Genomic DNA, 13,846 nt, shown 5'->3' on the forward strand with positions numbered 1-13,846 from the left:
CAGCGCACCCGCGGATGCAGCGCGAAGCGGTGCCGGGGTTAGGTGGCCCGGCCCGGGCGGCTGGTGTCGTCTTTTGAACTGGCCCCCGAAAGTTGGACATTTTACTCCAACCTTCGAGGCACTCAGGTGAGAAATAAATATACTGAACACTTTAAGCTTCAGGTCGTGCAAGCTTTCTTATGTGGTGACGACAGCGTTAAAGGGGTTGCCCGGCAGCATGGTTTGAACCCTTCCATGGTTAGAAAGTGGGTTTCACGATATAGGCACAACGGTTCTAGCGGTCTGCGCCAGAAGCCTTATACGACTTATAGCGCAACCTTCAAGCTCGACGTGCTGGAAAGGATGTGGCGCGATGGTCTATCAATGCGCCAAACGGAAGCGTTATTTGATATTCGTCGACAGGGGGTTATTAGCCAGTGGATGCAGCAGTATCATCGTGAAGGAGCAACGGCTTTTACCCCTATATGTAAAGGACAATCTCTGATGGTCAAGACGCCTTCATCGCCCCCAGCTCAAAAGAAGACCGATGATCGGTCTCGAAAAGAACTGCTTGATGAGCTTGCTTACCTGCGTGCGGAAAATGCGTACTTAAAAAAGCTCGATGCCTTGATCCAGGAGCAGACATCAGCCCGGCGCAAAAAGCGCAAGTAATCCAGGGGTTGAGGCATCACCATGCGTTAAACAGATTACTACGTGCTGCTCAGATGGCCCGTAGCACGTTCTATTATCAGGTTAAGCGGTTGGCAGCAGGAGACCGGTATGCGGGTGTGAAGCAACGTATCCAGGGGCTTTACGATCATCATAAAGGGCGTTACGGCTATCGCCGAATCACATTGGCCTTGAGAAAGGGTGGAGAAACCATCAACCACAAGACCGTCCAGAAGCTCATGCAACAACTGGGGTTGAAGTCTTTGGTTAGACAAAAGAAGTATCGCGCCTATCAAGGAGGGACAGGGTATTCTGCTCCCAATACGCTGAAGCGCCGTTTTCAGGCCGAGCGCCCCAATCAGCGCTGGGTGACTGATATTACAGAGTTTAAAGTCAATGACCAAAAACTTTACCTGTCACCGGTTATGGATCTGTACAACGGAGAAATCATTGCCTTTCAGACGGGCCCACGGCCGGTTTTTGATCTGGTAAAGGGAATGCTGAAGAAAGCCTTTAACAGGCTGACACCAGAAGATCGAGTGGTGTTGCACTCGGATCAAGGATGGCATTATCGCCATGCCAACTATCGAAAGTTAGTAGTAGAAAAGCGAATACTTCGAAGCATGTCGAGGAAAGGAAACTGCCTGGATAACGCAGCAATAGAAAGCTTCTTCGGTACGTTGAAAGCTGAGTACTTCTATCTCAACCAGTTCGATAACCTTGAGCAGTTGCAGAAAGGTATCGCCAATTACATTCACTACTACAATCACCATCGGCTTAAGCAGAAATTACAGGGCCTGAGTCCTGTGGAATACCGGACTCAGGAAATGGCGGTCAACTGACAGAACTAACTGTCCAATCATTGGGGGTCAGTTCACTTCGCGGGTGCCTTGCCGTTCGTTCCTCACGGCGCGTTACCGCGCGCTACGCCTTGTGCGGCCATTTGGGGTGGTTCTCGTAGCGCGTGGTAAGCGCAGCGCACCCGCGGGAGCAGCGCGAAGCGGTGCCGGGGTTAGGTGACACGGCCCGGGCGGCTTGTCATCACTGCGTAAAATGCAGCGGGTATCGTGGGCACTTTCTATTACGCAAAAGAGCCTTCCGCTATGGCTGAAGAGAACAATTTACGCATGCGCGTCAGCGAAGTCTTTAGGGTTTTTCTATGGCTTGGTCTGACCTCCTTTGGTGGGCCGGTGGCGCATCTGGGCTATTTTCGGGCTGAGTTTGTGGAGCGCCGCCGTTGGCTTTCGGAGGCTGCCTATGCGGACCTGGTCGCGCTTTGCCAGTTTTTGCCAGGGCCCGCCAGCAGCCAGGTGGGTTTTGCGCTTGGGCTAATGCGCGCAGGCCCCTGGGGAGCCGCGATGGCGTGGCTGGCCTTTACGCTGCCTTCTGCCATTGTGCTGGTGCTGTTTGCGTTCGGGGCGACGGTGCTGGATGGCCCGATTGTCAGCCGTATTATCCATGGTTTGAAGATAGTGGCCGTGGCCATTGTGGCCCATGCGGTGTGGGGCATGGCGCGTAACCTGTGCCCGGATAAAACTCGCACGGGCATTGCGCTATTGGCCGTGTTCACGGTGTTGTTGGTCAGCGGGCCGCTAGGGCAGGTGGGCGCCATTGTGTTCGGTGGCTTGGCGGGGTTCCTGCTATGTCGCGAAGCTGTGACTGCCACGCCAAGCGAAACACTCCACTTTGCTGTGTCGCGCTCAGTTGGTGTTATCGCACTGGGGCTGTTCGCTGGGCTACTGATTGGGTTGCCGTTGCTTGCGGGAAGTGCGGTTTGGCTTGATATTGCCGATGCCTTTTATCGTTCAGGCGCGCTGGTATTTGGCGGTGGGCATGTGGTGCTGCCGCTCTTACAAGCGGAAGTAGTGGAGTCAGGCTGGATAACGCCGGATGCGTTTTTAACCGGTTACGGAGCGGCACAGGCTGTGCCGGGGCCGCTGTTTACCTTTGCCGCGTATCTTGGGGTATTACTGCCTGGCATTAATGGCCTTGTTGGGGCGCTAGTGGCCTTGCTGGCTATCTTCATACCGGGATTTTTACTGCTGGTGGGTGTGCTGCCCTTCTGGAACCGCTTTCGCCAATGGGGCAGTGCTCAAGCGTTGATGCGTGGTGCCAATGCCGCAGTGGTGGGGATTCTGGGCGCTGCGCTTTACCAGCCGGTGTGGACCAGCGCGATTATCGGACCGTATGAATTTGCCTTGGCGCTTAGTGGCTTTTTACTGCTTTCCGTGTGGAAGCTGCCTGCCTGGGCGGTTGTGATTGTGATGGCACTGGGCGGTCTTTTGATACCGGTTTAGTAGATAATGAGCCAAAACCTTACGAAAACGCCTCGCTTAAGCGAGGCGTTCGTGGTTTAAAGGGCTAATGGCTGCTCCTATGGCGCCTCCAGCTCTAACGTGCGGCGCAGAACATTGAGCTCGTCAATGTTCAGGTGCTCAAGCCTGCCGGCGAGCAAGTCGCTAATCTTCTGTACTGGAAGCCCTGCCTGGCGGGCAATTTCCCGGCTTCCTAGATCTGATACTGCAATTAAACGCGTGATAATGCGCATTAGGCGCGTGCGTTTTTCTAATTCCCTGACATCGAGGTCAGGGCTGCTTCGCGGAGGATCCAGCGTTTCTGCGTGAGCAGTTGAGTATGCCGTACTCATGAGACTCCATCAGTCTGAAATGACAAGGACACAATGCCGCCAACGCAGGTGCATTTCAATATTTAATTTGATGAAAATTTCGCGACACTTGCGAACACCCGCTTGCGGCTTGGCTCTGGTAAACTATGCGCCTTATTTTAGCGTGCACGGCTGCTTCTGGCGTGCGGTACTTTATATATGGCCACTGGCCGGGGAGAAATGGCATGTCGTCGAATAGCGCACCCAAAGTGGGCGTCATTATGGGGTCCAAATCGGATTGGCCGGTGATGGAGCATGCGGTGACGATGCTGGAGCGCTTAGGCGTTGCCTATGAAACGCGTGTGGTCTCTGCCCACCGAACGCCTGACCTGTTGTTCGACTATGCGAAAAGTGCCGCTGAGCGCGGTTTACAGGTAATTGTGGCCGGTGCAGGCGGTGCCGCCCACCTGCCCGGTATGGTGGCCTCACAAACGCCGCTGCCGGTGCTGGGTGTGCCGGTTGAATCCAAAGCGCTTAAAGGCCTTGATTCACTGCTCTCGATTGCGCAGATGCCCGGTGGTATCGCCGTTGGCACGCTGGCGATTGGTAAGGCTGGTGCGACCAATGCGGGCCTGCTGGCCGCGCAGATTGTTGGCCTTCAGGACAACGCCGTGCGTAACGCGGTTGAGGCCTTCCGTGCAGAGCAAACTCAACTGGTACTGGATAACCCGGACCCGCGCCCCGCGCCGGATGCTGAGTAAAAGGAGCCCCCATGAACTCTGGTACGACAAACATCGGCGTTTTAGGCGCAGGCCAGTTGGGACGTATGCTGGCGCTGGCGGGCTACCCGCTAGGCAATCGGTTTACGTTCCTGGATACCACAGGTAACCCAAGTGCGGGCATCGGCGAGGTCATTGTCGACCCGGATAATCAGCACTTGGCTGAGTTTCTCGCCAAGGTGGATGTCGTGACTTACGAGTTCGAGCATCTGCCGGTGACGCTTGTGCAGGAGATCGAAAAGCACAAGCCGGTGTATCCCAGTAGCCGAGCGATCGAGATCTGCCAAAACCGGGTTGAAGAGAAAACCCTGTTTGATCGCTTGAACATCCCGACGCCTGCTTACCGTGTGGTCGAGAGCGCAGAGCAACTGGAAGCCGCCGCTCGCGAGCTTGGCTGCCCGGTGGTGGCAAAGTCCGTCACGGAAGGTTATGACGGTAAAGGTCAGGCGGTCCTAAAAGCCCCAGAAGAGGCGGCTAACGCTTGGCAGAGCATTGGCCATACGCAGCTGATCGTTGAAGCGTTTGTGGATTTTGTTCGCGAAGTTTCGATGATTGCTGTACGCGGTCGCGATGGCGAGGTGGTTTTCTACCCCATGGCAGAGAACCAGCATGTGGGCGGCATACTGCGTTACTCGGTGGCGCCGCTGCCCGACCTGGACGCTCAGGTGCAGCAAACGGCTGATACGTATATTCGTGCGCTGCTGGATGAGCTGGATTACGTGGGCGTACTGGCGCTTGAACTGTTCCAAACCCGCGATGGTAGCCTGCTAGCTAACGAGATGGCGCCACGCGTGCATAACTCCGGCCATTGGACGATGGATGGAGCGGTTACCAGCCAGTTCGAGAACCATCTACGCGCGGTTCAAGGATTACCGCTTGGCAGCACGGCGGCCATTGCGCCCACCTGTATGGTCAATGTGATTGGCCAGGAAGGCGACAACGTGGCCATGCTCAAGCTTGCCAATACCCATGTGCACCGCTACGACAAAGCCGAGCGGGCAGGGCGCAAGCTGGCCCACGTTAATGTGGTGGCGGCTACCCACGCTGAACTGCTGGAAAAGGTGCGCGTCTGCCGGGCACTGATACCTGATGCGCCGGCGGTTGAGTGGAGTTTTGAGCGCTCATTATAGATAAGCGTTATTAAGTCACTGAAAAGGCGCCCCACGATGTGAGGCGCCTTTTTTTATCCCGGTGTTAAGCTCTTTTTTAAGACCGTTTTAAGCTCTGTTTAAAGTCTCTCGAACCAGCTTGAACGTTTACCAACCCAGCACAATACGCCCGCTCAGCAATAGCCACAGCGCGATTAACGCAAAGTGCCCAGGGTACCAGGCCAACCAAAGCCTGCGAGGCATGGCAAACGTTACCACAGGCACTCGCTGAGCCAGGCCAGCAGCCAGTATCAGGACCACGACACAGGTGCCCACGGTAAACGATTTTGCCATATCCGAGGCGTTCATTTGCCCGGCAACCCAGAGTACGGGAAAGGCGGCTAAGCCTGCCCAAAGTCGCGCCTGAAAATGGGTGCCCGCTTGGCTAAGTGAATGCATGGCAAACATGAATAGCGGAATCAACAGTAGACCGTTGTGGCCGTACTCCACCCAGAAACCGAGCAGGTACCACACCGTGACGCCCACTGCTGTGCCCAGCAGCAGCCAGCCAAACCCCAGCGTTTGCTGTTGGTAGTGCTGCCAGCCCTGGCGCGCCAGTGTGCCCAAGGCCAGGCCACTGGCCAGCGTAAAGCAGACGTTAAAAATCAACGCATCCGATGCGCGTGGCATCATCATATAGGGGAGTTGCGCTACCAGTCCGATAACCAGAATACGCCGTGAATAGCGCATTGGGTTACGGGTATTAAATAGCCCGTGCCAGGCGACCATGGCGGCAAACAGTGGAAAGGCAATCCGGCCAATAGAGGAGCCTGCCCAGCTAAAATCCCCAGGCAGTACATAGCGGGTAAGGTGGTCTACCGTCATGGTAATGAGCGCGAGCCACTGGCCCCAGCCTGTCCAGTAGGAAGACGGGCGTCGGTCGATGTCTGGTGTGGCGCTAAGGGTTGCTGCCATAAAACCTCCCTGTTTTTATGACTAAATTACGGTGATAGCGAAATGATGTTTCATCGCTATATGGGTTATATCGGCTATATGAGCTATATCGGCTATATAAACGTAGTGAATGATACAGAGACTCTCACATGCTGACCTGGTTCATTCCAAGGGGCAGCGTGCTTGTTAATGGCCTGCGTACCTGGTTTTTAAGGCGCTGATGAAAGGAGAAAAAAGGCAAGGGCGTAAATAAATCACCCCGGCAAAGGCCGGGGTGATGGGGAGGTCACTACGCTATGTGATTACTCTTCGCCAAAGTAGCGAGCGTGAATCTCATCGTAGGTGCCGTTTTCTTGAAGCGTTGCGAGTGCTTCGTTGAATTTTTCAGCAAGCGCTTCATCACGCTGGCGGAACGCGATACCAAAGCCGTCACCAAAGTACTCTTTAGGCTCAGTGATTTTTTCGCCCACAATGGTGTAGTCAGCGTCTTCGTTTTCAACCAGCGTTGACTGGCCGATCGGGAAATCGAGGAAGACGATATCCAGACGCTGTGCGTCCATATCCAGCACCATATCATCGGCGGTGGAGTAGCGGCTGATATCGGCCACGCTGCCGTAGTTATCGGTGACGTAGTTATCCTGAAGTGTGCCGCGTTGAACGCCGATGGTCAGGCCTTCAAGGGTTTCTTCATTGGCTTCGTCGATATCCAGGCCGCTTGCGGCAAACCAGGCAGACGGCATGGTGATGTAGGGGTCAGAGAACAGCACCTGCTGGCGACGCTCATCGTTGATGGTCATGGAGGACATGACGGCGTCGTAGTTGCGTGACAGAAGGCCCGGAATAATGCCGTCCCACTCCTGCTCGATCCACTCGCAGGTCACGCCGATTTCTTCACACATGGCGTTGCCCAAGTCGATATCAAAACCGGTCAGGTCGCCTTCAGGGGTGCGGAATTCCATCGGGACATAAGGTACATCAACGCCAATACGCACCTGATCATAATCACGTGCCTGGGCGGAAGAGGCCGCAGCAACAGCCAAACCAATTAAAGAAACTGATAGCAACTTTTTCATTATTTAACTCCGTTGTAAAACAGGTTCACCCGAGGTGATCCTCTTTAACGTAACCCAGGTTGGGGCCGGCGGAAAGAGGAAAACGCCCTGTGAACCAACGTTTGTTTGACGTTCGCTCGTCATCGAACCGTTTACGGGGTTTGTGGCTTTAAGTGCGCAAGTAATTTCTTCTCTAAAAAGCGGAAGAAAAACAGAATGGCAAACGTTAAGCATAGGTAAATAGCCGCGACAAACAGGAAGGGCTCAAACGGGGTATAGAACCGCGAATAGACATAGCGAGCCGCTCCGGTCAGATCCATTAAGGTGACCACGCTGGCTATCGCGCTAGCATGAAGCATGAAAATCACTTCATTGCCGTAGGCGGGTAGAGCGCGACGAAATGCGCTGGGGATAATGATCCGGCGCATCATCAGGCTTTGGGACATGCCGTAAGCGCGGGCCGCTTCAATTTCACCTTTGGACGTTGCCTTGATCGCTCCTCGGAAAATCTCTGTGGTATAAGCGGCCGTGTTAAGAGTGAAAGCGATCAGTGCGGGGTAGAAGGCCTCACGGAAGATCGGCCACAAAAAGCTTTCCTGGATGCCGTCAAAAAACACCACGCCATAGTAAATAATATACAGCTGGACCAGCAGCGGCGTGCCACGAAACACGTAGGTATAGGCATACACGGGCAGGCTGATCCATTTACGCCGTGAGCTGCGCATAATGGCAAGCGGCACCGCTAGCACCAGCCCGATTACCAGCGACAGAAACACCAGCTGTGTGGTGGTGACAAGCCCTGTCCAGTAGTAGCCCATTGTAGTGGGGGTGAAGATCAGATTGCCGGACAAAAGGTCATTAAACCATGCGGAAATATCTAGCATGTCACTGCTCCCCAAAGCCGATGTCGTAGCGCTTTTGTAGCCGGGCAAAAATCCACTCGGAGACGCTGGCAATCAACAGATAGGCAACGGCTACAGGGATTAAAAACACAAACGGCTCATGAGTCGCTCGGGAGGCTTCAGCGGCCACGCGAACCATATCGGTCAAGCCGATTACCGAGACGAGCGCGGTGGTTTTCAGCAGCACCATCCAGTTATTGGAGAGCCCGGGCAGCGCATGACGCATCATTTGTGGGAAACGAATGCGGCGAAAGACCAGTGTGCTGCTCATCCCGTAGGCTTTGCCTGCCTCAATTTGGCCGTTATCGACTGCCATAAAGGCGCCCCGGAAAGTCTCGCCCATATAGGCACCAAAAATAAACCCAATGGTCAGTACGCCCGCGGCAAAGGCATTGAAATTAATGTAAATATCAATGTCGTAGCTGTAGTAAAGAATATCACTAATCGCGTTAACACCGATTTGACCGCCGTAAAACAGCAGCATCATCAAGACAAGGTCTGGCACGCCGCGAATCAGCGTCGTGTAAACGGTTGCCGTGCCGTGCAATAGCCAGTGGCGTGACATCTTGGCTGTGGCGGTGAGAAGGCCTAGCGCGATGGCTAACAGTAGCGATAAAACCGCTAGTTGAACGGTGACCCCGGCACCTTCGATCAAACGGGGGCCGTACCCTTGCAAATCCAGCATGGTCGCCTCGCAGATCAGTAGTTAGGAGTAAGAAACTGTTTCAGTCGGGACGATTGGGGATTGCCTAATACATCATCTGGCGCCCCGGCTTCTTCCACCAAGCCCTGATGAAGATAGATCACCTTGCTTGAGACATCGCGGGCAAAACTCATCTCATGGGTAACCACCACCATGGTACGCCCTTCATTGGCCAGGTCGCGCATGACTTTCAGTACGTCGCCGACAAGCTCCGGGTCCAGCGCCGAGGTCGGCTCGTCAAACAGCATAACCTCTGGGTTCATGGCCAGTGCCCGAGCAATCGCGCCGCGCTGCTGCTGGCCACCTGACATTTGCGCCGGGTAGGCGTTGGCGCGGGCGGTTAGCCCCACACGCTCAAGCAGCGCATGGGCCTGTTCAATCGCTTCTTTTTTAGGAAGGCCGAGCACATGGATAGGCGCTTCAATTATATTTTCAAGCAGCGTCATGTGTGCCCAGAGATTGAAATTCTGAAACACCATGGAAAGCTTGGCACGCATTTGGACAACCTGTTTCCAATCGGCTGGCTCGCGTCCGTGCCGGTTCACCTTAAAGCGTATCGGGTCGCCGTGAAGGATAATCTCGCCCTCATCCGGCTGCTCTAACAGGTTCATACAGCGCAGAAAGGTACTTTTACCCGACCCTGAAGCGCCAATTAGCGTGATGACATCACCTTTTTGGGCTTCGAGTGAAAGGCCTTTCAGAACTTCCGTATCGCCGAAGCGCTTTTTAATATTACGCACTTCCAGGGGAGTAGCGGCCATAAACATAGGCTCCAGTACAAAGTTGCCGCGGTAGCAACGTGTTGAGTTAACGTAGGCTAAATGCGGCTGGCGCGAAAAAAGTGGCGATTCTATCAGGCTCAGCGAAAAATGCGTGCTTTCCTTATACGATAAATGTAGGAAGGCGGCCGTAAGTGATACGCGTGTGCCTCGATATTATCTCCATGTTGTTGTTATTAAATAACTATTAAGCTTATTTTGCGGTTTGACTTGAGGAGTGAACCGGGGCCACCAAAAGCGCCGCCCGCGCCCCCAACGCCACGTTGGCATTAGGAAATACGACATGTAGCGGCGTCTCGCCCACCACGAAATCGCCTGCCACGCTATCCCGGGCCAAACGCGTGCCGGGCTCAAAACGGCTGAAGTTGGGCATGTCTGCATCAACGTAGAGCGTAAAGTCCTCCGCTTGGCGCTTAAGTTCATGCTCTACCTGAAAGAATACCATGCTCGCTGGGTCTTGCTGAGCAGGCGTTTCGCCTTTGCTGAGTGACGTAAGCAGCGCGCCCATTGGGATTAGCGATGCCCTGTCATTTTGCCCGAAAGGGGCGACGCGGCCTAGCTCAAAAGTGAACGCTTGAGCGCCGTGGTAGTGCTTGCTGTAGTGCGAGAAGGTCCAGCTTGTCTGGTGTTGATGAAGCACGGCCTGCATGCCCGCAGCCGCAAGCCACTGCCACTGCTCCGGCAGGGTCGCAGTGTTAGCAAATGGCTCGACAACAAAAATCGGGTAGAGGCTTTCACGAATGGCGGTGTGCAAGTCATAGTGCAACCTGGGCCGCGCGGCATGAGTTGCATAAAATCGGTCTACCGCAGCCATTAATTCACGTGCGCGTTCTGGCTCCTCACCACTGTCCGTTAAGTCATGCTTGAAGAGGCGGTTAAGGTTGGTTGCTATAAACCGTTGCTGAGCGCGTAGGGCGGGGATATTACCAAGGATGACCAGTACGGGAGCACCCAGTGGGGTAGTGCCTGCTTCCAGGGCGCTTAGCCATTCACCGAGTAGCTCAACCGGAGCCGTTTCGTTGCCATGAATCGCCGCTGAAAAAACGCAGGCATAGGCCTCTGGCTGCGGCGTATGGGGGATAAGCTCCATAATGCCGGGGGCATGAAACCGATAAGTACCGCTTGGAAATTGGCCGCTACGCTGTACGGGAAGGTGCCCATCAAGGGTCCAGTCAAGCCAGTGATTCAGCATTATCGGCCTCTTGTTATTGGTTGGAAATCCACACGCTATCTTTAACATGCTCAAAAACGTGAGCAAGCATTAGCGTCGTGGTTATGAAAATGGCGGGCGCTCGAGTGTAAGATGGTACCTAAAACGCTCACGGTGAGTGGGCGTTTTAATAGGAAGGGCGCTTTGCTGCGCACTTTTTGGATTAACTGCGAGAAACCAGCTGCTGCTTTGTATCTGCGTAAGGTGAAAATCGAAGAGTGTAGGGGGAAAACATTCGCTTTTCGCTGCTGCAGGCTAGGCTATGTTGTAGTCATTCCCTAATCGGAATGCCATTAACGTAGCTAAAACGCAGTCCAAAGGAGTAAGCAATGACAAAGGTATTGGTACTTTACTATTCCATGTATGGGCATGTTGATACCTTGGCCAAGGCCGTTGCAGAAGGGGCAAGGAAAGTTGAAGGCGTAGAGGTAACCGTTAAGCGAGTACCTGAAACCATGCCCGCAGATGCTTTCAAAAATGCCGGCGGTAAGCAGGATTACGATACGCCCGAAGCGACTCCCCAGGAACTGGCCGATTACGATGCGATTATTGTTGGTACCCCAACCCGCTTTGGCAATATGACCGGCCAAATGCGCACCTTTTTTGACCAAACCGGCGGCTTATGGGCTAACGGCACCTTGCGTGGCAAAGTGGCGAGTGTGTTTACCTCAACAGGTACCGGCGGTGGCGATGAGATGACGATTACCTCCACCTGGACGACGCTTGCCCACCACGGCATGGTGATTGTGCCCGTCGGTTATGGCATTGAAGAGCAGTTTGATATTTCCGAAGTCAGCGGCGGTAACCCTTACGGAGCGGCGACTTTGGCAGGTAGTGATGGCTCCCGCCAGCCAAGCGAGCGTGAACTGAAGCTTGCGCGCTTTCAGGGCGAGCACGTTGCGAAAATCGCTGCGAAGCTGGCGGAGTAACCAACCGCCAATAAAAAGCCACCCCGTGGATAATTATCTGCGGGGTGGCTTTCCTATGGCGAAGGGGTTACAGGCTTAAACGTTTGGCAATCGCGCGGCCCAGGCTTTCAGTGGTGCCTTGGCCGCCAACATCACGGGTGACCACTTGGCTGTCACCTTCGCGAAGCACGTCTTCAATGGCTGTCACCATCGCATCAGCGGCTTCTTTATAGCCCAGATGCTCAAGCATCATGGCGCCAGACCAAATTTGCCCAATTGGGTTGGCGATACCTTTGCCTGCAATATCCGGTGCGCTGCCGTGTACCGGCTCAAACAGGCTGGGGAATTTGCCTTCGGGGTTAATGTTGGCCGAAGGGGCAATGCCGATAGTGCCGGTACACGCTGGCCCCAGGTCGGAAAGGATATCGCCAAACAGGTTGCTGCCGACGACCACGTCAAACCAGTCTGGATGCAGTACAAAGTTGGCGGTCAGAATATCAATATGGAATTTATCGACATCAATGTCCGGATACTGCTTGGCCATTTCCAGCACCCGTTCATCCCAGTAGGGCATGGTGATAGAGATACCGTTGGATTTTGTGGCCGAGGTGAGCTTTTTACGCGGGCGGGTTTGCGCCAGATCAAACGCATATTTAAGCACGCGGTCAACGCCTGTGCGCGACATCACAGTTTCCTGGATGACGATTTCGCGCTCGGTGCCTTCAAACATCTTGCCGCCGATGCTTGAGTATTCACCCTCGGTGTTTTCGCGCACTACGTAAAAGTCGATATCGCCTGGTTCACGTCCAGCAAGCGGGCTTTTAATACCGGGCATTAGCTTGCAAGGGCGCAGGTTGATGTACTGGTCGAACTGGCGGCGAAACTGCAGCAGCGAGCCCCAAAGGGAAATATGGTCGGGCACTTTGTCGGGCCAGCCGACCGCGCCGTAAAACAGCGCATCGAACCCTTTTAGCTGTTCAAACCAGTCGTCCGGCATCATTTGGCCGTGCTCCAGGTAGTAGTCGCAGCTGCCAAATTCAAAGGTCGTGAACTCAAGGTCGATATTAAAGCGCTTGGCTGCGGCTTCAAGGGCGCGAATACCTTCGGGCATGACTTCGGTACCAATGCCGTCGCCAGCGATCACTGCAATACGGTGGGCCATTTGGATTCCTTGTTATTAAAAAAGATGAGCGATGAACGCAGTGTAGCCGCTATCTGAGTGATAATAATCAGGCTACTATTCAAGCTATTGTTGCCTGAAAGTGGAGAATCCATGTCGGCGCTAGACGATCTTGCATTTTTTCAGCAGTTAGCACGTGCAGGAAGTTTGACAGGAACGGCGCGTGAACTGGGGCTTTCGCTGTCGGCGGTGAGCAAGCGCTTAAAGCAGCTAGAGGCGCGGTTGGGCGTGGAGCTTGCCGCACGCACTACTCGGCGGCTGACACTCACGGCAGAAGGCGAACGTTATCTCTCCCGCGGGGCGCTGATTCTGGATGAGTTGGGGGAGCTTGAGAACTCTCTCAACGACACACATAAGCATGGGCTTAGCGGACGGCTGCGGGTTAATGCCACCTTTGGTTTTGGTCGGCAGCACATTGCGCCGCTGCTCTCCACCTTTTGTGCAATGCACCCAGCGGTTGAGGGATGGCTGGAGCTCACCAATTTCCCGCTTAACCTGAGCGATCACGGCTTTGATGTCGGTATACGGATTGGCGAGCCGCCGGATTCCCGTTTGATTGCTCGGCCAATTTTGCCCAATCGCCGAGTGCTGTGTGCTGCGCCTGGTTATATCGCCCGTATGGCACCATTGAGCGCGCCTGGCGACCTTGTGCGCCAGGCATGCCTGGTGATTCGTGAAAACGATACGGACTTTCCCCTTTGGCGTTTTGAGCGCTGTAATGACCCTGGGTGTGTTCAGTCAGTGAAGGTGAGTGGGCGGCTGGCCAGTAACGATGGAGAAGTCATAACTCGGTTGGCCCTGGACGGACACGGGATAATGATGCGCTCCTGGTGGGACGTAAACGAGCACTTGGCCAGTGGGGCGCTGGTGCCGCTGCTGCCTGAATGGCAGGGCGTGCGGGCCGACTTTTATGCGGTATTTGAGCAGCGCCGCCATGTGCCCACACGGTTACGCGCATTTATTGATCATGTGCAGCGTGACATAAGCGGGCGAGTACCGCCGCTGCCAAGCCTCGGCCTCGATGAACGACAGTGACCA

General features: G+C 54.6%; 14 protein-coding genes. 6 read left to right on the forward strand and 8 right to left on the reverse strand.

Features of this window, described 5'->3' with window-relative positions:
- Positions 1-126: 126 nt before the first annotated feature.
- Positions 127-1,490 (forward strand): IS3 family transposase gene (locus tag ACT3TJ_RS06090; protein WP_444665521.1). Its coding sequence is split into 2 segments (ribosomal slippage): positions 127-589 and positions 589-1,490, totalling 1,365 coding nucleotides; the frame shifts between segments, so codons are not numbered across the junction.
- Positions 1,491-1,751: 261 nt separating this feature from the next.
- Positions 1,752-2,945 carry a chromate efflux transporter gene (gene chrA, locus ACT3TJ_RS06095; RefSeq protein WP_444665504.1) on the forward strand — a complete coding sequence of 398 codons (1,194 nt, stop codon included), beginning with the start codon at positions 1,752-1,754 and terminating at the stop codon, positions 2,943-2,945.
- Positions 2,946-3,022: 77 nt separating this feature from the next.
- Here the strand turns inward: chrA and ACT3TJ_RS06100 are convergent, their stop codons facing one another.
- Positions 3,023-3,295: an XRE family transcriptional regulator gene (locus tag ACT3TJ_RS06100; protein ID WP_018918645.1), complete on the reverse strand. Its 273-nt coding sequence runs from the start codon at positions 3,293-3,295 to the stop codon at positions 3,023-3,025.
- Between the two features lie 203 nt (positions 3,296-3,498).
- On the opposite strand from ACT3TJ_RS06100, the gene purE reads away from it, so the two are divergent.
- Both purE and ACT3TJ_RS06110 read left to right on the forward strand, forming a co-directional pair.
- The gene (gene purE, locus ACT3TJ_RS06105) at positions 3,499-4,014 is read left to right on the forward strand and encodes a 5-(carboxyamino)imidazole ribonucleotide mutase (RefSeq protein WP_172116063.1); all 516 of its coding nucleotides are present in this window, start codon (positions 3,499-3,501) and stop codon (positions 4,012-4,014) included.
- Positions 4,015-4,025: 11 nt separating this feature from the next.
- The gene (locus ACT3TJ_RS06110; protein WP_193057387.1) at positions 4,026-5,162 is read left to right on the forward strand and encodes a 5-(carboxyamino)imidazole ribonucleotide synthase; all 1,137 of its coding nucleotides are present in this window, start codon (positions 4,026-4,028) and stop codon (positions 5,160-5,162) included.
- Between the two features lie 126 nt (positions 5,163-5,288).
- Here ACT3TJ_RS06110 and ACT3TJ_RS06115 read toward each other — a convergent pair whose 3' ends face one another.
- The 6 genes from ACT3TJ_RS06115 to ACT3TJ_RS06140 form a co-directional block, all read right to left on the reverse strand.
- Positions 5,289-6,095 (reverse strand): TraX family protein, encoded by an 807-nt coding sequence (locus ACT3TJ_RS06115; RefSeq protein ID WP_193057386.1) that lies wholly within the window; start codon positions 6,093-6,095, stop codon positions 5,289-5,291.
- 281 nt (positions 6,096-6,376) lie between these two features.
- Positions 6,377-7,147 (reverse strand): transporter substrate-binding domain-containing protein, encoded by a 771-nt coding sequence (locus tag ACT3TJ_RS06120; RefSeq protein WP_444665505.1) that lies wholly within the window; start codon positions 7,145-7,147, stop codon positions 6,377-6,379.
- Positions 7,148-7,278: 131 nt separating this feature from the next.
- A complete protein-coding gene (locus ACT3TJ_RS06125) occupies positions 7,279-8,010 on the reverse strand; it encodes an ABC transporter permease (protein WP_193057385.1) in 732 nt (243 codons plus the stop codon).
- A 1-nt stretch (position 8,011) separates the two neighbouring features.
- Positions 8,012-8,713, reverse strand: coding sequence for an ABC transporter permease (locus ACT3TJ_RS06130; protein WP_172116068.1), 702 nt, complete (start codon positions 8,711-8,713; stop codon positions 8,012-8,014).
- 14 nt (positions 8,714-8,727) lie between these two features.
- Positions 8,728-9,498, reverse strand: a complete 771-nt coding sequence (locus ACT3TJ_RS06135; protein ID WP_406565410.1) for an ABC transporter ATP-binding protein — start codon at positions 9,496-9,498, stop codon at positions 8,728-8,730.
- 205 nt (positions 9,499-9,703) lie between these two features.
- On the reverse strand, positions 9,704-10,702 hold the full coding sequence (locus ACT3TJ_RS06140; protein ID WP_444665506.1) for a succinylglutamate desuccinylase: 999 nt from the start codon (positions 10,700-10,702) through the stop codon (positions 9,704-9,706).
- A gap of 347 nt (positions 10,703-11,049) precedes the next feature.
- On the opposite strand from ACT3TJ_RS06140, the gene wrbA reads away from it, so the two are divergent.
- The gene (wrbA, locus tag ACT3TJ_RS06145) at positions 11,050-11,649 is read left to right on the forward strand and encodes an NAD(P)H:quinone oxidoreductase (protein WP_087108478.1); all 600 of its coding nucleotides are present in this window, start codon (positions 11,050-11,052) and stop codon (positions 11,647-11,649) included.
- Between the two features lie 67 nt (positions 11,650-11,716).
- Here wrbA and ACT3TJ_RS06150 read toward each other — a convergent pair whose 3' ends face one another.
- Entirely contained in the window at positions 11,717-12,790 is a 1,074-nt protein-coding gene (locus tag ACT3TJ_RS06150; protein ID WP_444665507.1) for a tartrate dehydrogenase, read from the reverse strand.
- 111 nt (positions 12,791-12,901) lie between these two features.
- On the opposite strand from ACT3TJ_RS06150, the gene ACT3TJ_RS06155 reads away from it, so the two are divergent.
- Complete coding sequence (locus tag ACT3TJ_RS06155; RefSeq protein ID WP_441678252.1) at positions 12,902-13,843, forward strand: LysR family transcriptional regulator; 942 nt, start codon at positions 12,902-12,904, stop codon at positions 13,841-13,843.
- Positions 13,844-13,846: the final 3 nt, after the last annotated feature.

The organism is Halomonas sp. AOP30-A1-24, from assembly GCF_052378165.1.
Classification (GTDB): Bacteria; Pseudomonadota; Gammaproteobacteria; order Pseudomonadales; family Halomonadaceae; genus Vreelandella; species Vreelandella citrativorans.

Coding starts and splice junctions, on each gene's coding strand:
- chrA (WP_444665504.1), top strand. CDS start 1,752: ATGGCTGAAGAGAACAATTTACGCATGCGCGTCAGCGAAGTCTTTAGG.
- ACT3TJ_RS06100 (WP_018918645.1), bottom strand. CDS start 3,295: ATGAGTACGGCATACTCAACTGCTCACGCAGAAACGCTGGATCCTCCG.
- purE (WP_172116063.1), top strand. CDS start 3,499: ATGTCGTCGAATAGCGCACCCAAAGTGGGCGTCATTATGGGGTCCAAA.
- ACT3TJ_RS06110 (WP_193057387.1), top strand. CDS start 4,026: ATGAACTCTGGTACGACAAACATCGGCGTTTTAGGCGCAGGCCAGTTG.
- ACT3TJ_RS06115 (WP_193057386.1), bottom strand. CDS start 6,095: ATGGCAGCAACCCTTAGCGCCACACCAGACATCGACCGACGCCCGTCT.
- ACT3TJ_RS06120 (WP_444665505.1), bottom strand. CDS start 7,147: ATGAAAAAGTTGCTATCAGTTTCTTTAATTGGTTTGGCTGTTGCTGCG.
- ACT3TJ_RS06125 (WP_193057385.1), bottom strand. CDS start 8,010: ATGCTAGATATTTCCGCATGGTTTAATGACCTTTTGTCCGGCAATCTG.
- ACT3TJ_RS06130 (WP_172116068.1), bottom strand. CDS start 8,713: ATGCTGGATTTGCAAGGGTACGGCCCCCGTTTGATCGAAGGTGCCGGG.
- ACT3TJ_RS06135 (WP_406565410.1), bottom strand. CDS start 9,498: ATGTTTATGGCCGCTACTCCCCTGGAAGTGCGTAATATTAAAAAGCGC.
- ACT3TJ_RS06140 (WP_444665506.1), bottom strand. CDS start 10,702: ATGCTGAATCACTGGCTTGACTGGACCCTTGATGGGCACCTTCCCGTA.
- wrbA (WP_087108478.1), top strand. CDS start 11,050: ATGACAAAGGTATTGGTACTTTACTATTCCATGTATGGGCATGTTGAT.
- ACT3TJ_RS06150 (WP_444665507.1), bottom strand. CDS start 12,790: ATGGCCCACCGTATTGCAGTGATCGCTGGCGACGGCATTGGTACCGAA.
- ACT3TJ_RS06155 (WP_441678252.1), top strand. CDS start 12,902: ATGTCGGCGCTAGACGATCTTGCATTTTTTCAGCAGTTAGCACGTGCA.